Below are 18,468 nucleotides of genomic sequence, written 5' to 3' on the forward strand. Positions count from 1 at the left end.
CGGACGGCCGGCACCGGCGGCCGTCCTGACATTTCCCGGTCCGCTGGGCCGGGTCGGAGGGACGGGCGGCGTGCCGGCAGCAGCGACCCGCGGTGCGGTGCGGCCCGACCTCGAGGAGGTCTTCCGGCGGGACTACTCGCGGGTCGTCGGCGTGGCCGCCCGGGTGCTCGGCTCGCGCGACCAGGCCGAGGACGTCGCCCAGGAGGTCTTCCTCTCCTTCGGCCGCTCGTCGGTCCCGGCCGCCGAGGCCCCCGGCTGGCTCTCGGTCGCCGCGGCCCACACCGCGCTGAACCTCATCCGCTCGGGGCGCCGCCGGGCCTCCCGCGAGGAGACGGTGGCCTCCGCCGCCGACACCGTCACCCCCGACGTGGCCGACACGGTGCTCACCCTCGAGGACCGCAGCCGCGTCCGGGCGGCCCTGGCCCGGCTCCCCCGCACGCAGGCCACCGCCCTCGTCCTCCGCCACAGCGGCCTCAGCTACGCCGAGGTCGCCACCGCACTCGAGCTGTCCCCCGGCAGCGTCGGCACCACCGTCCGACGCGCCGAAGCCGCACTTCGCAAGGAGCTGAACCGTCATGCGTCACCCGAATGAAGGCGTCCTCCGCCGGCTGATCGACGAGCCCGCCGGCGTCTCCGACGCCGACCGCGCGCACGTCGCCGGCTGCTCCGTCTGCCTGCGCTCCCTCGACGACGCCCGCGCCGACGCGCAGCTCGTCGGTGCGGCGCTCGGCGGCCCCGGCGCCGTCGACCCGGACGCGGCGTGGGCCCGGTTCTCGGCCGCCTCCGCCCCCTCGTCCACGACCGCCTTCCGCCCGGCGCGCGTCCCGGGGCGTAACCGCTGGGGCACCGCCGTCCGGCGTCCCGCCGTGGCCGCGCTCGGCGCGGTGGTGCTGCTGACCGGCGCCGGCGTGGCGGCCGCCAACGACTGGCTGCCGATCTTCCAGACCGAGCGGGTCGACCCGGTCGAGATCACCGCCACCGACCTGGTGCAGGTGCCCGACCTCTCGGCCTACGGCGACCTGCAGATCACCGAGGAGCCCGACCCCGAGCAGGTGGCCGACGCCGCGACCGCGCGCGAGCGCACCGGTCTCGACGTCCCCGAGGTCGCCGAGCTGCCCGAGGGGGTGACCGGCGACCCGGCGTACCAGGTGGCCGGCGTCCTGGGCGCGACCTTCACCTTCTCCGCCGACCGGGCGGCGCAGGCCGCGGCCGCCGAGGGCGAGGTCCTGCCTCCCCCGCCGGCCGGGATCGACGGGAGCACCCTGCGGTTCGAGGCCGGCCCCGGGGTCGCGGCGATGTGGTCGCAGCCGACCGGCGTGCCGACCCTCGTCGTCGCCCGGGTGGGTGCGCCGAAGGTGCTGTCCTCGGGCGTGCCGTTCGAGACCGTCCGCGACTACCTGCTGTCGCTGCCGGGCCTCCCCGACGGCCTCGCCGACCAGCTGCGCGACCTCTCCCCCGACGCCGCGACGCTGCCGCTGCCGGTCCCCGCGGAGATGGTGACCAGCTCGACGGCCGACGTGGACGGGTCCGAGGCGACGGTGCTCACCTCGCGCGACGGGCTCTTCGCCGGCGTGGTCTGGGTGGAGGACGGCGTGATGACCGGCGTGGCCGGGACGCTCAGCGCCGACGAGCTGCTCACCGTCGCCCGTGAGCTCGGCTGACACCGCTACCGTCCGCGGGGTGACCTCGAACGCTCCCGCGGCGGGCGGGCTCGACGACCTGCCGCCGTCCCCGGCGGTCTGGTGCTCCGGGCTGCGCAAGCGGTACGGACGCCGGACCGCCGTCGACGACGTCTCCTTCACCGTCGGCCGCGGCGAGGTCGTCGGCCTGCTGGGCCCCAACGGCGCCGGGAAGACCAGCGTCATCAAGATGCTGCTCGGCCTGGTGCGGCCCGACGCCGGTGAGGTGCTGCTGCTCGGGCGCCCGTCGACCGATCCGCGCTCCCGCAGCGCCGTCGGGTACCTGCCCGAGCTGTTCCGCTACCAGCCGTGGCTGAGCGCCGCCGAGGTGCTCGACCTGCACGTCCGGCTCTCCCGCCTCGACGTGCCCGCCGAGGAGCGCCGCGAGTGCCTGGCGCTGGTCGGCCTCGGCGAGCGGACCGGTGACCGCGTCGGCAGCTTCTCCAAGGGCATGCAGCAGCGGCTGGGCCTGGCCGTCGCGCTGGTCGCCCGCCCGCAGCTGGTGGTCCTCGACGAGCCGACCAGCGCGCTGGACCCGCTGGGCCGGGTCGACGTCCGGGACCTGGTGCTCGCGCTGAAGTCCCGCGGGGTCGCGGTGCTGCTCAACTCGCACCTGATCGGCGAGGTGGAGCGGGTGTGCGACCGGGTGGTGATCCTCGACAAGGGCCAGGTGGCGGCGTCGGGCACGCTGGCCGAGCTGCTCGGGCAGCGCGAGGTCCGGCTGCGGCTGGGCGGCGTCGACGACGGCGTCGAGCAGCGGCTGCGGGCGGCCGGCCCGCTGGCGCGCAGCGGGGACTGGTTCACCGTGCAGCTGGCCGCGGACGACGACGGCGTCACCGTGCCCGACCTGGTCCGCGACCTCGTCGGTCTCGGCGTCCGGGTGCACGCCGTCGAGCCGGCGCGGATCAGCCTCGAGGAGCGGCTGCTCGCCGTCCTCCGGCACGAGGAGCCGGCGCCGTGATAGCCCTGACCGTCGCGGGGCTCACCCTGCGGGAGGCCGCCCGGCGCAAGGTCGTCTGGGCGCTGCTGGCCCTCACGGTGGTGCTGCTCGCGCTCAGCGGCTGGGGCTTCTCGAAGCTGATCGGCCTGGACACCGAGCTCGGCACGCTGACCAGCGGCGAGGCCCGCCTGGTGGCCTCGATGCTGCTCAACCTGATCATGTTCGGCTTCAGCCTGATCGCGGCGATCGGCACGGCCTTCCTGGCCGGGCCCACGCTCTCCGGCGAGGTGGAGTCGGGGCAGTCCCTGGCGATGCTGGCCCGGCCGGTCCGCCGGTCGTCGGTGCTGCTCGGCAAGTGGCTGGGCCTGCTCACCTTCGGGTGCGGCTACGTCGTGCTGGCCGGCCTGGCGCAGCTGCTCGTCGTGCGCGGGGTGGTCGGCTACTGGCCGCCGTCGCCGGCCGCCGGGCTCGCGCTGCTGGCCGCCGAGACGGTCGCCCTGCTGACGCTGGCCCTGCTGCTGTCCAGCGTCATCTCGCCGATGGCCTCGGGCATCGTCGCGGTGGGGCTGTTCGGGGCCACCTGGGTCGCCGGCGTGGTCGGGGGCATCGGCGGGGCGCTGGGCAACGAGGGCGTCGAGCGGGTGGGCAGCGTCTCCCGGGTGCTGCTGCCCACCGACGGGCTGTGGCGCGGCGCCATGAACGCCTTCCAGGACCCGTCGGCCCTGATGCAGATGGGCCCCGAGGGCGGCTTCCCGTTCCTGTCCGACGCCGCCCCGACGCCGGTCTACCTGGCCTGGGCCGCGGTGTGGATCGCCGTGGTCCTGGGGCTGACCGCGCTCTCCTTCCAGCGCCGCGACATCTGACGCAGGGGGTCAGCCCGCCGGTGGTCCGCCGCCGCCCCGGGGCCGGACGCGGCCGCGGATCAGCAGCAGGCCGACGACGAGGGCGAGCGCCGCGGAGCAGGCCATGGTCGAGACCATCAGCACCGGTGTCGTCCCGCCGATGGCGATTAGCGGCGCCACGGTCCCGCTGATCCCGAACTGGGCCATCCCCATGAGGCCGGTGGCCGTTCCCGCCCGTGCGCGATGGGCGTCGAGCGCGAGGGCGGAGGACGTGGACAGCACCAGGGGGATGCAGCTCACGCCCGCGGTGAGTAGCGGCAGCACGACGGACCTGCCCAGGCCCAGCACCACCGCGGTGACGAGCACGGCGTTCAGCGTCGCCGTCGTGACCAGCCCGGCCCGGAGGGTCCAGGCGGCGCCCCGCCGGCCCACCAGCCAGGCGCTGAGCTGCCCGGCGGCCATCATGCCCACCGCCGTGGCGGCGAACGCGTAGGAGAAGGCCTGCGGGCTGAGCCCGAAGCGCTCCTGCAGCACGAAGGGGCTCATCGACAGGTAGGTGAACAACAGCGTCGTCCCCAGCGCCAGGACGCCGGCGAAGCCGAGGAAGCGGCCGTCGCGCAGCACCGTGGCGAACCGGCGCCCCGTGGCGCGGAACCCGCCCCGGTCCCGGGCCTCCACCGGGAGGCTCTCCCGGACCACCAGCGCGGTGGCGGCGAAGGTCAGCGCACCGATGACGCCGAGCGCGACGAAGAGACCCGGCCAGGACGTGACGCGGACGAGCTGCCCGCCGAGGATGGGCGCGGTCACCGGCGCCACCCCGGTGACCAGCAGCAGGAGGGCGAACACCCGCGCCACCGAGTCGGTGTCGAAGCGGTCCCGGACGATGGCGCGGGCGATGACGATCCCGGCACCGCCGGCCATCCCCTGCACCAGGCGCAGGCCGATCAGCAGCACCATGTCCGGCGCCAGCGCGCACAGGAACGAGCTCGTCGTGTAGGCGGCGCCACCCAGCAGCAGCGGACGCCGGCGGCCGTAGCGGTCGCTGAGCGGCCCGACGACGAGCTGCCCGAGGGCCAGCCCGACCATGCAGGCCGTCATCGTCAGCTGGGCCAGCGCGTCCGTGCTATCCAGGTCCTCCGCCAGCTGCGGGAGGGCCGGGAGGTACATGGTGAGCGAGAGCGGGCCGACCGCCGTCAGCCCGCCCAGGACCAGCACGAGCCGCAGCGGCAGCTCGCGGCGGGAGACGTCGCGGGCGGAGACGGAACCCGGCGCGCTCACCCGTACGCCCCGGAGCCCACCGGCGGACGACGAGGAGCCACTCCGGTCCCGGCCAGCATCCTGCTCCTCACGGTCGACGACGGGGTGTGCCCTCCCGGCCGGCGCCACGGAGTCGCGAGACCGGCGGGCGGGGACGGCGTCAGACGGTCCCGGCGTCGTCCCCCCGGGCACCCTGGAGGTCGAGGGCGATGTCGACGATCATGTCCTCCTGGCCGCCGACCAGACCGCGCCGGCCGACCTCGAGCAGGATGGTCCGGACGTCGATGCCGTAGCGCTGCGACGCCGCCTCGGCGTGGCGGAGGAAGCTGGAGTAGACGCCCGCGTAGCCCAGGGTGAGGGTCTCCCGGTCGACCTGGACCGGCCGGTCCTGGAGCGGCCGGACGATGTCGTCGGCGGCGTCCTGGAGCGCGAACAGGTCGCAGCGGTGGGTCCAGCCCTGCAGGTCGGCGACGGCGATGAAGGGCTCGATCGGGCAGTTGCCGGCCCCGGCGCCGTGACCGGCCAGCGAGGCGTCCACCCGGGTGACCCCCTCCTCCACCGCCACCACGGAGTTGGCGACCGCGAGCGAGAGGTTCTGGTGGGCGTGGATGCCGACCTGCGTCTCTGCCGCCAGCACGTCGCGGTAGGCGCGCACCCGCTCGCGGACGCCGTCCATGGTCAGCCGGCCGCCGGAGTCGGTGACGTAGACGCAGTGCGCCCCGTAGGACTCCATCAGCGCCGCCTGCCGGGCGAGCTCGGCGGCCGGGGCCATGTGGCTCATCATCAGGAACCCCGACACGTCCATGCCCAGGTCGCGGGCGGTGGCGATGTGCTGGGCGGCGACGTCGGCCTCGGTGCAGTGGGTGGCGATCCGGATCGACCGCACGCCCAGGGAGTAGGCGTGCTTGAGCTCGGCGATGGTGCCGATGCCCGGCAGCAGCAGCGTGGTGAGCACCGCCCGCTCCAGGTTGGCCGCGGCGGCCTCGATCCACTCCCAGTCGGTGTTGCTACCGGGGCCGTAGTTGAGGCTGCCGCCGGCCAGGCCGTCGCCGTGGGCTACCTCGATCGCGTCCACACCGGCGGCGTCGAGCGCGGCGACGATGCGGCCGACGTCGGCGGGGCTGATCCGGTGCCGGATGGCGTGCATGCCGTCCCGCAGGGTCACGTCCTGGACGTAGACGTCCGGCGCGGCGGTCACGCCGTCACCTGCGCGGGGACCCGGCGGGCGAGGCTCTCGCCCACGCGGAGGGCCGCCGAGGTCATGATGTCCAGGTTGCCGGCGTAGGCGGGCAGGTAGTGCGCGGCGCCCTCGACCTCGAGGAAGATCGTCACCTTCGTGGTCACCGGTCCGGCGCCCTCGGGCAGCAGGGTGTGCACCGGCTCCCCCTCGGGGATCGGGGCGAACTGCACCTCCTGCTTGAGGCGGTAACCCGGTACGTACTCGGCGACGTCCGCGGCCATCCGGGCGACGGAGTCGCGGATGGCGTCCTGGTCTGCGTCGCCGATCAGGCAGAGCACCGTGTCGCGCATGATCAGCGGCGGCTCCGCCGGGTTCAGCACGATGATCGCCTTGCCCCGCCCCGCGCCGCCGACGGCCTCGATGGCCTGCGCGGTGGTCTCGGTGAACTCGTCGATGTTCGCCCGCGTCCCCGGGCCCGCCGACTTCGACGCGATCGAGGCGACGATCTCGGCGTAGGCCACCGGAGCGACCCGGGCGACCGCCGCCACCATCGGGATCGTCGCCTGCCCACCGCAGGTGACCATGTTGACGTTGGTCACCTCGTCGGCGAGGTGCTGGTCCAGGTTGACCGGCGGGACGACGTAGGGCCCGATCGCGGCCGGCGTCAGGTCCACCAGCCGCTTGCCGTAGGGGGCCAGCTTCTGCGCGTTCGCGACGTGCGCCTTGGCCGAGGTGGCGTCGAAGACGATCTCGATCTCGTCGAAGCCGTCCATGGCGATGAGCCCGTCCACGCCCTCGGCCGTGGTCGGCACCCGCATGCGCCGCGCCCGGGCCAGCCCGTCGGAGTCCGGGTCGATCCCGACCATCGCCCCCATCTCCAGCACGTCCGAGTGCCGGATCACCTTGATCATCAGGTCCGTGCCGATGTTGCCCGACCCGATGACCGCGACCTTGGTCCTGCTCATGCCTGGCCCTTTCCCGAGAACGTGGCGGTGACGGTGCCCAGCGGGCCGAGGTCGGCCGAGACGACCGATCCGGGCGGGGTGGCCACCATCGGGCCCAGCGCACCGGAGAGGACGACCTGCCCGGCCCGCAGCGGATCGCCGAGGTCGGCCGCGGTCCGGGCCAGCCAGCCCAACGCGACCAGCGGGTCGCCGAGGCAGGCCGCCCCGGTGCCCGTCGAGACGACGTCGCCACCGAGCCGCATGGTCATGGCGACGTCGACCGGCTCGAACTCCGCCAGGGTCAGCCGGCGCTCCCCCAGCACGAACAGCCCGCTGGAGGCGTTGTCCGCGACCGTGTCGCCGAAGGTGATGTCCCAGCCGGCGATCCGGCTGTCCACGATCTCCAGCGCGGCGACCGCGTACGCCACGGCGTTGCGCACCTGGTCGACGTCCAGCAAGCCCTCGGCCAGGTCCGCGCCCAGCACGAACGCCACCTCGGCCTCCGTCTTCGGCTGGATCAGCCGGTCCGAGGGCACCTCCGGCAGCGCGCTGACGTCCATGTCGTCGAACAGCACCCCGAAGTCCGGCCGGTCCACGCCCAGCTGCTGCTGCACCGCCGGCGAGGTCAGGCCGATCTTCCGGCCCACGACCCGGGCACCGGCGGCCAGCCGGCCCTCCACCAGCCGCTGCTGCACCGCGTACGCCAGGTCCACGTCGTCGGTGCCGATCAGGTCCCGCACCGGAGGGCACGGGGTGCCGGTCCGGGCAGCGGTCCGGAGCCGGTCGGCCGCCCGGTCCACCGCGGAGCTCCCGGGGCGGGCGGGGGCCGGTGGGGTGGTCGCTCGCGTCATGACGTCCTCGGCTCGACGGTGGGCGGTGGGCGGTGGAACCCTCACCATGACGGGCGCCCGTCCCCGGACCTAGCCCGGCGTTCCACTGGGCGGGTCAGCTCTCCGCCGGCCCGCGGCGGGCCAGGACCGCCGCGATGCCCGCGGCGGCGGCCTGGACCGCCGGTGCGGCAGCGCCCGGACGGAAGCGGATGACCGGACCGGTGACGCTGATCGCCGCCACCGGCCGGTCGTCGGGGTCGAGCACCGGGGCGGCGACGCACACGATGCCCACCGCCGACTCCTCGTGCTCGAAGGCCGTTCCGGTCTCGCGGACCAGGTCGAGCTGGCGGCGCAGGAGGCCGGGTGCGGTGACCGTGTGCGGCGTCCGCCGCTCCAGCCCCCCGGCCACGGCGCGGGCGAGGACCTCGGCCGGGGAGTGGGCCAGCAGCGCCTTGCCGATCGCGGTGCAGTGCAGCGGCATCCGGCCCCCGATGCGCGACGGCGCCGCCGCCTGCCGGTGCCCCCCGATCTTGGCGACGTAGACGACGCTGTCCGCGTCGAGGACGCCGAGGTGCACCGTCTCGTGGGTGCGCTCGTAGAGGTCCTCCAGGAACGGGGTGGCCACCTCCAGCAGCCCGCGTTCGACCGAGGCCCGCATCCCGAGCTGGAACACCTGCCCGCTGAGCCGGTAGCGCCCGTCGACCCGGTCCAGGAGCCGCACCTCGACGAGGTCGGAGACCACGCGGTGCAGGGTCGCCTTGGGCAGACCGGTGCGCCGTCCCAGCTCGGCCAGGGTGACCCCGTGGTCCTCGGCGCGGAACGCGAAGAGCACCGTGACCACCTTGCCGAGGACCGTGCCCCGGTCGACGGCGGGCGCAGCGGTGCCCTCCGCGTCCCGGCCGCCCGGCGCCGGACCCATCAGCGGTCGCGGATCACGGCGACGATCTTGCCGACGGTGCGGCGGGCCGCCATGGCGTCCAGCGCCCCGGGCACCTCGGCGAGACCGACCGTCTCGATCAACGGCGCCACCGAGCCGTCCCGGACGCCGGCGAACAGCTCGCCGTACACCCGGCGCACGTCGTCCCGGCGGGTCCACGGGTACTGCGAGCCCCAGCTCAGCCCCACCAGCGAGCCGTTCCGGGCCATGAGGCGCCCCGGGTCCACCGACGACGGTCCGCCCGTCCTCCCCACCGCGACGAGGAAACCCTCGAACGCCAGGGAGTCGACGAGCGGCTCGGTCAGCGCACCGCCGACGGAGTCGACGATCGCGTGCACCCCGTCCCCGGACGTCGCCTCGGCGATCCGGGCGCGCAGGTCCTCGGTCGTGTAGTCGATCGTGGTCCCGGCACCCAGGCGCCGGCACAGGTCGAGCTTCGCGTCCCCGCCGGCGGCAGCGATCACCCGGGCGCCACGGGCGAGCGCCAGCTGGATCACCGCGGTACCCACCCCGCCCGCGGCGGCGGTCACCAGGACCGTGTGGCCCTCCCCCACGCCCGCGCGCTCCATCGCCCACCACGCGGTCTGGTACGCGACCGGCAGCGCGGCCGCGACGACCGGGTCGATGTCCGCGGGCCGCCGCACGACCAGGTCGGCGTCGACCACGACCTCGTCGGCGAGCGCGCCGTCCGGGAGGGCCGGGCAGGCCACCACGTCAGCGCCCTCGAGGTGCTCGGCGCCGGCGCCGGCCCCCACCACGCGACCAGCCACCTCGACGCCCGGCGTCAACGGCGGCGGCGAGCCGTGCCGGTGACCACCGCGGCACAGGTACACGTCCAGGAAGTTGAGCCCGACCGCCTCGCAGGCGATGCGGACCTGACCCGGTCCGGGGTCCTGCGGCTCCGCCTCGCCGAGCTCCAGCACCTCCCCCGGCTCGCCCAGCCGCTGGGCCCGCAGGACCCTCACGAGGTCCCCCCGGCGCTGCCCGGCCCCGGGACGACCTCGGCGTGGTGGTGGACGATGCGCCAGCCGTCGCCGGTCCGGCGGAGCAGATCGGTGACGCGGGTCGTCTCCTCGGCTCCGTCCGGGTCCGGCGGGGAGACGACGAGCTCGTAGCGGGCGGCGGCGACGTCGCCCCACACGTCGACCCGCACCGGCTCCACGCGCAGGCCTCGGGGCCGGCTCCCACCGGATCGGGCCGGGTCGTCCCGGTGGGCGTCGAGCTGGGCCCGGCTGAGCAGCCCCGGGACGCCGGACTCCCAGGTGGTCACGTCGTCGGCCAGGTGCCGGTCGAACCGCTGCCGGTCGCCGGCCATGAACGCGTCGTACATGTCCTCGAGCCCGGCGAGCACGGCGGCGGCCTCGGGCCCGCCCGGCCCGGGCGGGGCGGCGTCCGTCACCGTCACCGCGGGGACCCGGCGCCCGGCGGGACCCGGTCGGCCACCAGGGCGGCGATCGACGTCCAGATGGCGTGCTCGGGGTCGATCACCGAGAAGTGGTTCCCCGCCTCCTCGAGCACCGCGACGTCGTCGCCGGCCGCCACCGCGGCGGCGGCGAAGCTGCGGCCGATGTCCAGCAGGTCGAGGCTGTCCTGCAGACCGCAGACGACGGCCACGGGCAGGCCGATGGGCAGCCGCGCCACCGGCGAGGAGCTGCGGTAGACCTCCGCCAGCTCGTCGCGCCGGCCGCCCAGTGCCGCCGGGATCGACCCCTCGCCCAGCCACCGCCGGTCGGCGACGTCGAGGTCCAGGACCCCGGCCAGCGACACGGTGAGCGCCGGCCGGACCGCGGCCGAGGGGTCCGCCGCGAGGTCGGCGGCCAGCCGGGCCACGAGTTGCCCGCCCGCGGAGTGGCCGAGCAGGACGACGCGGTCCAGGTCGAGCTCGGCACCCGGGTCGGCCGTCGCCAGCGCGGCGACCCCCGCCGCGACGTCGTCGGCCGTGGCGGCCCAGCCGTGGTCGTCCGGGCGGCGGTACTCGAGGTTCCAGGCCACGTAGCCGCGCTCGGCGAGGTCCACCGCCAGGGCGTCCATGAGGTCGACCTCCCAGCGGGACTGCCAGTAGCCCCCGTGCACCAGGACGGCGACGGGGCACGCGCCGCCGCCGGAGCCCCGGGGCAGCCGCACCTCGACGTGCTGGTCGGGATCGGGCCCGTAGCTCACGTGCCGGGCGGGCCACGCCCGGTGGAAGTGCCAGGCGTCCACGGCGAACCGAAGGCTGTCGATCCCGCGGCCGCGGATGTGCCGGCGGACGCAGGCCGACCGGTCCGCGCCGCGCTTGTGGACGTCGATGCGGAGCACCGATGCCGGCGCGCCGGGGAGGTCCTGGGCGCCCAGGTCGGCCTGATCGGCCGGGAGGTAGCCGAACTCCCCGGCGGCCGCCACCTTCCCGAGGGCCTCCTCGAGCTCCGCCGCGCTCCCGGGGAAGAGCAGGGTCCCCTGCTCGCCCCGCCGGTCCAGCGCCCGGGCGAACACCTCCTCGGCCGTCCGGCGGTCGGCCAGCACCCCGGGCGCGACGACGACGTCGAACCGGCTCACCGCGTCGCCGCCTGCCCTGTGGGGAGCAGACCCGTCCCGTCGTCCGCAGCCGGCCGCGGGCGTCGGTCGAGCAGCGGCACGACCCGGCTCCCGATCAGCTCGATCCCGGTGTCGTCCTGCAGCCCCTGAGGGGTGCCGAAGTCGATCCGCGCGGCACCCGCGTCGATCAGCCGCTGGGCCTGCACCGCCACCTGTTCCGGCGACCCGGAGAAGGCGAACAGGTCGAGCAGGTCGTCGGGGATCAGGGCGCCGGCGCCGGCGTGGTCCCCGACGGTCACCAGGGCCTGCACCTCGTCGAGCAGCCCAGGCCGCAGCTCGACCGTGGGATCGAGGTCGGCGACCACGGCGAGGTACATCGCGACCTCGGCGCGCGCCTTGGCCCGCGCCTTCTCGCCGTCCTCGTCCACGACGGTCACCGCGCCGAGGGTGACCCGGGTGGTGCCGGGGGCACGTCCCGCCCGCAGCTCACCCGGGGCGAGGCGCTCCCGCATCACGTCGACCAGCGCGGGGTTCGCGCTGCCACCGATCTTCACCTCGTCGGCGAGCTCACCGGCCACCGCGGAGGCCTGCGGGCCCCAGACACCCAGCAGCAGCGGCACGTGCGGGCGCTGCACCTGGTACCGCAGGCGCACGCCGGCGTCCCGCCGGAACACGCTCCCCTCCACGCCGGCCGCCTCCCCGGCCAGCAGGTCGCGCACGTAGCCGACGGACTCGCGGAGGTACGCCAGCGCCCGGGGCTGCTCGATCCCCACGCTGCCCAGCCAGGTCCCCCGGGCCAGCCCGAGGTAGGCCCGCCCGTGCGAGGCGAGGTCGAGCGCGGCCACCTGGCCGGCGATCTCGTAGGGGTGCATGGAGTAGGGGTTCCAGCAGGCGGCTCCCAGCCGCACCCGCTCGGTGGCGGCGGCCATCTCCAGCAGCGCGAAGATCGGTGGCTGGAACATCAGGTCCGAGAACACGCTGATGACGTCGATCTCGTGCTGCTCGGCGATGCGCGCCAGGCGGGCGTACTCCCCCGCGGGCTTGTCGCTCTGCAGCCCGAGCCCGATCTCGACCCGGTCGGTGCGCGGCCAGGTCCCCGCGCGCTGCGGGCCGGCGCCGGGTGCCGGGACGTCGCTCACGTCAGGTCACCGGACTTCAGGTGGGACGTGCCGATGCGGTCGATCCGCATGATGAGGCGCTCCTCGGGGTCGGGGCAGGCGACGTGGGAGTCCTGGCTCATCCAGTCGCAGGCGGGCAGGTCCCGCTGCTTGGCGGCGAGCATGGGCAGGACGGCGGCGAAGGCGTACATGCAGAAGTGCTTGCCCTCGGGGAGGCGCATCTCGTTGGACCGCACCACGTCGATGTGGTCGCCGACCTGGAGGCCGCAGACCGACCGGCCCTCGATGCGGTCGACCGAGATCCGCAGGTCGTGGAGCTGCATGTCGGTTCCGCCGGGTCCCGGCTCACCGGCGGCGGACGTCGGGGCAGGCACGTGCTCGTTCGGCATCAGCGGTGCTTCCAGGTGTGGGAGGGCGCGGGGTCAGGCGACCGGCTGCGCTGGGCGGACGGGGATCTCGGTTCCCGGGTGGATGAGCCAGCAGGCCGATCGGCCGGCCCGGTGCGGCCAGAGCTCCGGCTCGCGGGTGCACTCGTCGGAGGCGTGCGGGCAGCGGGGCCGGAAGGCGCAGCCCGTCGGCACGTTCGCCGGGTCCGGGACCTCCCCGGCGAGGGCCACGGGGAGGCCGGCACCCGCCTTCACCTGCGGGATGGCCGCGATGAGGGAGCTGGTGTACGGGTGGCCGGGCTGGCTCCACAGCTGCGCGGTCGGCGCCGTCTCGGCCAGCTTGCCCAGGTACATGACGGCGGTCGTGTCGGCGATGTGCCGGACCAGGGCGAGGTCGTGGGAGATGAACAGCATGCCGACGTCGAGGTCGCGCACCAGCTGGGTCAGCGTGTTGACCACGTGCACCTGCGACGAGGCGTCCAGCGCGGTCACCGGTTCGTCGGCGATCAGGACCGACGGCCGCGTCACGAGCGCGCGGGCGATCGCGATCCGCTGCAGCTGTCCACCGGAGAACTGGTGCGGGAACCGGCCGGCGACGTCCGGGGCGACGCCCACCCGGTCCAGCTGCTCCAGCACGTAGCTGCGTCGCGACCGCCGCGGGACGTCCGCGGGCACGCCGTCGAGCAGCTGCGCGTCGATGCGGCGGCGCGGGTTGAGCGACGAGTACGGGTTCTGGAAGACCATCTGCAGACCCAGTTCCCGGCGCGGCCGGCGCTGCCAGCTCAACGGGGCCACCGGCTCCCCGTCGAAGAGCACCGAGCCCTTGCTGGCCTTGATCAGACCGGAGGCCACGCGGGCGAGCGAGGACTTCCCGCACCCGGACTCCCCCACCAGGCCGACGACCTTGCCGGGCTCCACCGTCAGGGACACCCCGTTGACGGCACGGACCATGCTGTTGTGGGCACCGCGGTACTCCACGACGATGTCCCGCAGCTCCAGGCTCATGGTGCTCCCTCGCGGTGCGCCGGGACCGCGACCGGCACGGGGGCCGCGGGCGCGTGGACGTGACAGGCCGCGGCGTGCGCCGCCTCCCGGGTGCCGACGCGCGTGGCCGACACCTGCACCAGCGGTGGCGTCACCTGGTCGCAGACGGCGACGCGGTCGGGGCAGCGCGGGTGGAACGGGCAGCCCGGCGGGGACGAGGCCGCGGTGGCCGGCTGGCCCGGGATGGGGCGCAGCGGGACCGGCTCGCCACCCGTGTCCGCCGTCTCGGGACGCGCCGACAGCAGGGCCCCGGTGTAGGGGTGCTGGGCGCGGAGGAGCAGCTCCTCGGTCGGCCCCGTCTCCATGACCCGACCCGCGTAGAAGACGTAGGTCCGGTTGGCCAGGGCGGCGAGGACGCCCAGGTCGTGCGTGATGAACATGATGCTGAGGTCCATCTCCCGCACCAGGCGGTCGAAGAGCCGGAGGATGCCGGCCTGCACCGTGACGTCCAACGCGGTCGTGGGTTCGTCGGCGATGAGCAGCGCCGGTTCGGCCGCGAGGGCGATGGCGATCGCGATGCGCTGCCGCATGCCGCCGGAGAACTGGTGCGGGTAGGAGCGCAGGGCGCGGGCGGGATCGGGGATCCGCACCTGCTCCATCAGCTGGACGGCGCGCGCGTTGGCGTCGCGGCGGCCCAGCCCGAGGTGACGGCGCATGTGCTCGGTGAGCTGGGTGCCGACGGTGAGCATCGGGTGCAGCGCCGCGGTGGAGTCCTGGAACACCATGGCGATCCGCCGGCCGCGGACCTTCCGGAACGCCTTTCCCGAACCGGCGGCGAGGTCGGTGCCCTCGAACACGATCGACCCGCGGACGCGCGCCCCGTCCGGCAGCAGCCCGAGCAGCGCCCGCCCGGTCATGCTCTTGCCGGACCCGCTCTCGCCGGCGATGCCGACGATCTCGCCCGGATCGACGTCCAGGGTGACGTCCTTGAGCACGTCGACCGGCCGGTGCAGGCCGGGGAGGCTCACGCCGACCCCGGACATCGACAGCAGCTCGCCCATGTCAGCGTCCTCCCACGGACTGCGGATCGAACCTGTCGCGCAGGGCGTCCCCGATGATGTTGCAGGCCATGACGACCGTGAGGATCGCCAGCCCGGGGAACACGCTCACCCACCACCGGCTGATGTCGTTGGTCCCCAGCGCGATCATCGCGCCCCACTCCGCCGCCGGGGGCCGGGGACCGAGCCCCAGGAAGGACAGCGCGGCCAGCAGCAGCATCGAGTTCCCGAGCTCCAGGGTCGCGAGGACGACGGCCGGGCCGAAGCTGTTCGGCATCACGTCCCGGCGCAGTGCCGCGACCGGCCCGACGCCGAGCATCCGCGAGGCGTTCAGGTAGTCCTCGCTCCGGATGGACAGGACGGCTCCGCGGATGACGCGGGCGTAGATGGGCCACGAGACGATGACCAGCGCGACCACGGCGTTCAGGGTGCTCGGCCCGAAGGCGGCGGCGACCGCCATCGCCAGGATGATCTGCGGGAAGGCGAAGAACAGGTCGGTGAGCCGCATGATGCTCTCGCCGATGATCCCGCGCACGTAACCGGCGACCAGCCCGAGCAGCCCACCGAAGGCGAGTGCGCAGAGGACGATGGTCAGCGCCAGCGGGATGGACAGCCGCGCGCCGTAGATGACGCGGCTGAGCACGTCCCGCCCGAGCGCGTCGGTGCCGAACAGGTGGTCCCCGCCCGGTGACGCGTAGACGTCGGAGGACTGCTGGAGGGGATCGAACGGTGCCAGGAGCGGCGCGGCGATCGCCACGACCAGCCACGCGCCGGCGACCAGGAGGGCGACGACGACCACCGGCTGGCGCCAGATCCGGCTCGCCTCCGTGCGGGCCTGCCACCACCGCCGGCGCGGCGCGGCGGGGTCGTCGGACGGCGTGACGGTGGCCGCTTCCTGTTCCTCCGTCAGCTCGGTCAGGGAGGAGTGGGTGCGGGTCATGTCAGCCGCACCCTCGGGTCGGCGAGTCCGTACAGCAGGTCGACCACCAGGTTGACCCCCAGGTAGACGGCGGCGATGAACAGGCTGGCGCCCAGGATCGCGGAGCGGTCCAGCGCGGTGGCGCTCTCGTAGGCGTAGGAGCCCAGCCCCGGCCAGGAGAAGATGCTCTCCACCAGCACCGTGCCGGCCAGGAGCGACGCGAAGGTCAGCCCGGCGATGGTGAGGATGGGCAGCAGCCCCGCCCTGAGGAGGTGCTTGGTCAGGACGACACGGCTGGACAGCCCCTTCGCGCGGGCGGCCAGCATGTAGTCCTTGCGGAGCACCTCGAGGAGCGCGGAGCGGACGAAGCGGGTCAGCGTCGCCACCGTCACCAGGGTGAGGACCAGGATCGGCAGCATGGCGTGCTGCGCGGCGTCCCAGGCGAGGAGGACGTCCCCCTGGAGCAGGGCGTCGACGGTGTACAGCCCGGTGACCGGCTCCGGCGGGCTGAACTGGGGGCTCAGCCGTCCGCCGCTGGGCGAGACCCCGAGCACGAAGAAGAAGAGGTACAGCGCCAGGATCGCCAGCCAGAACGGCGGCGTGGAGAGCCCCACGAGCGAGAAGACCCGCACGGTCTGGTCGGCGGCGCCGCCGTTCCGGATGGCCGACAGCAGCCCGAGCCCGATGCTGATCACCAGGGAGATCAGCAGCGTCGGCACCGCGATCTCCATCGTCGCGGGCACGTAGTCCAGCAGCTCGGTCAGCACCGGGCGGCCGGTGCGCTGGGACGTGCCCAGGTCACCCTGGACCAGGTTGCCGAGGTAGGTGACGTACTGGACGGGCAGCGGCTCGTCCAGGCCCCACTTCTCCTCGAAGGCCGCGACGATGGCCGGGTTGCCGAGCGCCGCGTCGGAGAGGTTCGCCGCGACCGGGTCGCCCGGCGCCAGCTGCACCAGGCTGAACCCGATCACGGTCGTGCCCAGGAGCAGCCCCACGGTGACCAGCAGCCGCTGGACCAGATAGCGGAGGAAGCCGTGGCCGGAGCGCTTCGGCCGGGCCGTGGTCCCCCCGGCCGCGTCGTCGGTACCCGTTCCGTGCACGGGCGCCGACGTCGATGTGCGTTCGGCGCCCGTACCGGGCTCCGCGGGTGCCGCGGAGCCCGGCCGGTGCGCGGTCATGCCGGTTCCACCGCGGCCAGGTCGAGGATCCAGCCGGCGGGGGTGTACTCGGCGTCCGCCACGTCCTCGGTCGACACGACCGAACCGGAGTTCTGCGCGACCGGGAGGTAGGGCGAGCCGTCCCGCATGGCCTGCTGCCAGTCGACGAGCGCGCTCTCCAACTCGGTGCCGTCGACCGCGGTCAGCACCCGCTCGGCGGCCGCCGTGACCTCCTCGGCCGCCGGCCCGTCGCTCCAGCGGACGCGCTCGGCGTTGACGCCACCGGGGCTCAGCTGCCGGACGAGCGACTCGGGGCGGGGGTAGATCAGCGCGTGCGGCGTGAGGCCCATGACGACGCTGCCGCCCCGCTGCTCCTCCAGGAACGCCGGCAGCGCCAGCGGCGTGAGCTCCAGGTTGATGCCGGCCTCGGCGGCGTCACCCTGGATCTTCGTCGCGACCGTGCCGAGGTCCACGCCCCGGTAGGTGATCGACGGGTAGATGAAGCGGACCGGCTCGTCCCCGACGCCGGAGGCCTCGAGCGATGCCCGGGCCGCGTCCAGGTCGCGCTCCGGGCCCTCCTCGACGGGCAGCGAGCCCGGGTAGGCGTTCGCGAGGAAGCCACCGAGGCGGTCGCCGCCCTGGCCGTACAGACCGGCGAGCCCCTCGTAGTCCAGCGACGACCGCAGGGCCGCCCGCCAGTCGGGGTTCGAGGTGGCCGGGGAGATGGCGGGGTCGGTGCTCATGTAGAGCATGTACAGCGTGTCCTCCACCTGGGACACGTTGACCGACTCCGGCAGGCCGTCGAGCAGGTTGCCGGTGACGTCGAGCGCGATCTCGTCGCCCTGGGAGCGGCTGATCGCCAGCTTCTGGTTCTGCGCGTCGGCGTTGCGGATGACGACCCGGGAGTAGCCCGGCGCCTCGCCCCAGTACTCCTCGTTGGCGGTGAGCACGATCTCGTTACCGGGGTCGTTGCGCTCCAGCACGTAGGGACCGGCGCACGCGGAGGTGCTGTCCAGGAAGGTCTGCGCGGTGTCGGCCGTCTCGGCGTCCTCCGCGTCGGTCGCGCCGTTCGCCGTGGCCACCTCCTGGTTGAGGATGCTGGTCACCGGCATCGCCATCAGTGTGGGCACCTCGGCGGTGGGCCGGTCGGCGGTCACGACGACCGTGGACTCGTCGGGTGCGGAGAACTCCAGCCCCTCGAAGAAGGCCGAGCCGCTGCCCTTGACGTTCATCATCCGGTTCAGGGAGAACAGCACGTCCTCCGACGTCACCGGCGAGCCGTCGGAGAAGACGGCGTCGTCCCGGAGCGTGAAGGTGTAGGTCGTGCCGTCCTCGGAGACCTCGAAGCCCTCGGCGAGCTCCGGCAGGGGTTCGCCGACGTTCCCACCGTCGAAGGTCATGAGCGTGTCGCACAGGCTGTGGATCGTCAGGTACCCGGTCTGCTCGTACGCCCGGGCGGGGTCGAGCGTCGAGTAGACGAACGAGGTGTTGACCAGCAGCGTCTCGCCGCCACCGCCACCGCCACCGCCGCCGTTGCCCCCGCTGCCGCCGGACGACGACGACGAGCCCGCGGTGCAGCCGCTGACGAGGACTGCTGCACCGACTGCGACGGCGGCGTACCGCGTGGGGCGTAGCCCCCGCGCGGATGAGATTGCGATCGACATGGATCTGTTCCTCTGGCCGAAGGGCGGCAGCGGCGCTGCCGGGTGTGAAGAAGAACCTA

19 protein-coding genes are annotated in these 18,468 nt (G+C 74.5%); 4 read left to right on the forward strand and 15 right to left on the reverse strand.

Going from position 1 to position 18,468, the window contains the following annotated elements; genetic code table 11:
• Nucleotides 1–70 precede the first annotated feature (70 nt).
• The 4 genes from O2W17_RS03280 to O2W17_RS03295 are packed head-to-tail and all read left to right on the forward strand — an operon-like array spanning nt 71 to nt 3,482.
• Nucleotides 71–592, forward strand: coding sequence for a sigma-70 family RNA polymerase sigma factor (locus O2W17_RS03280; RefSeq protein ID WP_269190963.1), 522 nt, complete (start codon nt 71–73; stop codon nt 590–592).
• Nucleotides 576–1,661, forward strand: a complete 1,086-nt coding sequence (locus tag O2W17_RS03285) for a hypothetical protein (RefSeq protein ID WP_269190964.1) — start codon at nt 576–578, stop codon at nt 1,659–1,661. Before O2W17_RS03280 ends, O2W17_RS03285 begins: the two co-directional genes overlap by 17 nt.
• Before the next feature lie 19 nt (nt 1,662–1,680).
• Nucleotides 1,681–2,640, forward strand: a complete 960-nt coding sequence (locus tag O2W17_RS03290) for an ABC transporter ATP-binding protein (RefSeq protein ID WP_269190965.1) — start codon at nt 1,681–1,683, stop codon at nt 2,638–2,640.
• Nucleotides 2,637–3,482, forward strand: coding sequence for an ABC transporter permease subunit (locus tag O2W17_RS03295; RefSeq protein WP_269190966.1), 846 nt, complete (start codon nt 2,637–2,639; stop codon nt 3,480–3,482). Before O2W17_RS03290 ends, O2W17_RS03295 begins: the two co-directional genes overlap by 4 nt.
• Nucleotides 3,483–3,491: 9 nt before the next feature.
• On the opposite strand, the gene O2W17_RS03300 is transcribed toward O2W17_RS03295, so the two are convergent.
• The 15 genes from O2W17_RS03300 to O2W17_RS03370 form a co-directional block, all read right to left on the reverse strand.
• On the reverse strand, nt 3,492–4,739 hold the full coding sequence (locus O2W17_RS03300) for a multidrug effflux MFS transporter (RefSeq protein WP_269190967.1): 1,248 nt from the start codon (nt 4,737–4,739) through the stop codon (nt 3,492–3,494).
• 139 nt (nt 4,740–4,878) lie between these two features.
• Nucleotides 4,879–5,916: a 4-hydroxy-2-oxovalerate aldolase gene (gene dmpG / locus O2W17_RS03305; RefSeq protein ID WP_269190968.1), complete on the reverse strand. Its 1,038-nt coding sequence runs from the start codon at nt 5,914–5,916 to the stop codon at nt 4,879–4,881.
• On the reverse strand, nt 5,913–6,863 hold the full coding sequence (locus O2W17_RS03310; RefSeq protein WP_269190969.1) for an acetaldehyde dehydrogenase (acetylating): 951 nt from the start codon (nt 6,861–6,863) through the stop codon (nt 5,913–5,915). Before O2W17_RS03310 ends, dmpG begins: the two co-directional genes overlap by 4 nt.
• Nucleotides 6,860–7,693 carry a 2-keto-4-pentenoate hydratase gene (locus O2W17_RS03315; RefSeq protein ID WP_269190970.1) on the reverse strand — a complete coding sequence of 278 codons (834 nt, stop codon included), beginning with the start codon at nt 7,691–7,693 and terminating at the stop codon, nt 6,860–6,862. The genes O2W17_RS03310 and O2W17_RS03315 overlap by 4 nt, the downstream gene beginning before the upstream one ends.
• Nucleotides 7,694–7,787: 94 nt before the next feature.
• Nucleotides 7,788–8,591 (reverse strand): IclR family transcriptional regulator, encoded by an 804-nt coding sequence (locus O2W17_RS03320; RefSeq protein WP_269190971.1) that lies wholly within the window; start codon nt 8,589–8,591, stop codon nt 7,788–7,790.
• The gene (locus O2W17_RS03325; RefSeq protein WP_269190972.1) at nt 8,591–9,574 is read right to left on the reverse strand and encodes an NADPH:quinone oxidoreductase family protein; all 984 of its coding nucleotides are present in this window, start codon (nt 9,572–9,574) and stop codon (nt 8,591–8,593) included. The genes O2W17_RS03320 and O2W17_RS03325 overlap by 1 nt, the downstream gene beginning before the upstream one ends.
• Nucleotides 9,571–10,014, reverse strand: a complete 444-nt coding sequence (locus O2W17_RS03330) for a YybH family protein (RefSeq protein WP_269190973.1) — start codon at nt 10,012–10,014, stop codon at nt 9,571–9,573. Before O2W17_RS03330 ends, O2W17_RS03325 begins: the two co-directional genes overlap by 4 nt.
• Nucleotides 10,011–11,144, reverse strand: coding sequence for an alpha/beta hydrolase (locus O2W17_RS03335; protein WP_269190974.1), 1,134 nt, complete (start codon nt 11,142–11,144; stop codon nt 10,011–10,013). Before O2W17_RS03335 ends, O2W17_RS03330 begins: the two co-directional genes overlap by 4 nt.
• Nucleotides 11,141–12,262 carry an LLM class flavin-dependent oxidoreductase gene (locus tag O2W17_RS03340; protein ID WP_269190975.1) on the reverse strand — a complete coding sequence of 374 codons (1,122 nt, stop codon included), beginning with the start codon at nt 12,260–12,262 and terminating at the stop codon, nt 11,141–11,143. The genes O2W17_RS03335 and O2W17_RS03340 overlap by 4 nt, the downstream gene beginning before the upstream one ends.
• Nucleotides 12,259–12,564: a TIGR04076 family protein gene (locus O2W17_RS03345; protein WP_269190976.1), complete on the reverse strand. Its 306-nt coding sequence runs from the start codon at nt 12,562–12,564 to the stop codon at nt 12,259–12,261. The genes O2W17_RS03340 and O2W17_RS03345 overlap by 4 nt, the downstream gene beginning before the upstream one ends.
• Before the next feature lie 99 nt (nt 12,565–12,663).
• Nucleotides 12,664–13,632 (reverse strand): ABC transporter ATP-binding protein, encoded by a 969-nt coding sequence (locus O2W17_RS03350; protein ID WP_269190977.1) that lies wholly within the window; start codon nt 13,630–13,632, stop codon nt 12,664–12,666.
• The gene (locus O2W17_RS03355; RefSeq protein WP_269190978.1) at nt 13,629–14,672 is read right to left on the reverse strand and encodes an ABC transporter ATP-binding protein; all 1,044 of its coding nucleotides are present in this window, start codon (nt 14,670–14,672) and stop codon (nt 13,629–13,631) included. The genes O2W17_RS03350 and O2W17_RS03355 overlap by 4 nt, the downstream gene beginning before the upstream one ends.
• A gap of 1 nt (nt 14,673) precedes the next feature.
• Complete coding sequence (locus O2W17_RS03360) at nt 14,674–15,609, reverse strand: ABC transporter permease (RefSeq protein WP_269190979.1); 936 nt, start codon at nt 15,607–15,609, stop codon at nt 14,674–14,676.
• Entirely contained in the window at nt 15,606–16,688 is a 1,083-nt protein-coding gene (locus tag O2W17_RS03365) for an ABC transporter permease (RefSeq protein WP_269190980.1), read from the reverse strand. Before O2W17_RS03365 ends, O2W17_RS03360 begins: the two co-directional genes overlap by 4 nt.
• A 74-nt stretch (nt 16,689–16,762) precedes the next feature.
• The gene (locus tag O2W17_RS03370) at nt 16,763–18,409 is read right to left on the reverse strand and encodes an ABC transporter substrate-binding protein (RefSeq protein WP_269190981.1); all 1,647 of its coding nucleotides are present in this window, start codon (nt 18,407–18,409) and stop codon (nt 16,763–16,765) included.
• Nucleotides 18,410–18,468 lie beyond the last annotated feature (59 nt).

Origin of the sequence: Blastococcus sp. VKM Ac-2987 (assembly GCF_026967805.1) — a bacterium.
GTDB lineage: Bacteria > Actinomycetota > Actinomycetes > Mycobacteriales > Geodermatophilaceae > Blastococcus.

What these genes read in the sequence shown, in the direction of transcription:
- O2W17_RS03355 (WP_269190978.1), bottom strand. Translation starts at nt 14,672, where the DNA reads ATGGGCGAGCTGCTGTCGATGTCCGGGGTCGGCGTGAGCCTCCCCGGC.
- O2W17_RS03315 (WP_269190970.1), bottom strand. Translation starts at nt 7,693, where the DNA reads ATGACGCGAGCGACCACCCCACCGGCCCCCGCCCGCCCCGGGAGCTCC.
- O2W17_RS03350 (WP_269190977.1), bottom strand. Translation starts at nt 13,632, where the DNA reads ATGAGCCTGGAGCTGCGGGACATCGTCGTGGAGTACCGCGGTGCCCAC.
- O2W17_RS03345 (WP_269190976.1), bottom strand. Translation starts at nt 12,564, where the DNA reads ATGCAGCTCCACGACCTGCGGATCTCGGTCGACCGCATCGAGGGCCGG.
- O2W17_RS03285 (WP_269190964.1), top strand. Translation starts at nt 576, where the DNA reads ATGCGTCACCCGAATGAAGGCGTCCTCCGCCGGCTGATCGACGAGCCC.
- O2W17_RS03310 (WP_269190969.1), bottom strand. Translation starts at nt 6,863, where the DNA reads ATGAGCAGGACCAAGGTCGCGGTCATCGGGTCGGGCAACATCGGCACG.
- O2W17_RS03360 (WP_269190979.1), bottom strand. Translation starts at nt 15,609, where the DNA reads ATGACCCGCACCCACTCCTCCCTGACCGAGCTGACGGAGGAACAGGAA.
- O2W17_RS03370 (WP_269190981.1), bottom strand. Translation starts at nt 18,409, where the DNA reads ATGTCGATCGCAATCTCATCCGCGCGGGGGCTACGCCCCACGCGGTAC.
- O2W17_RS03320 (WP_269190971.1), bottom strand. Translation starts at nt 8,591, where the DNA reads ATGGGTCCGGCGCCGGGCGGCCGGGACGCGGAGGGCACCGCTGCGCCC.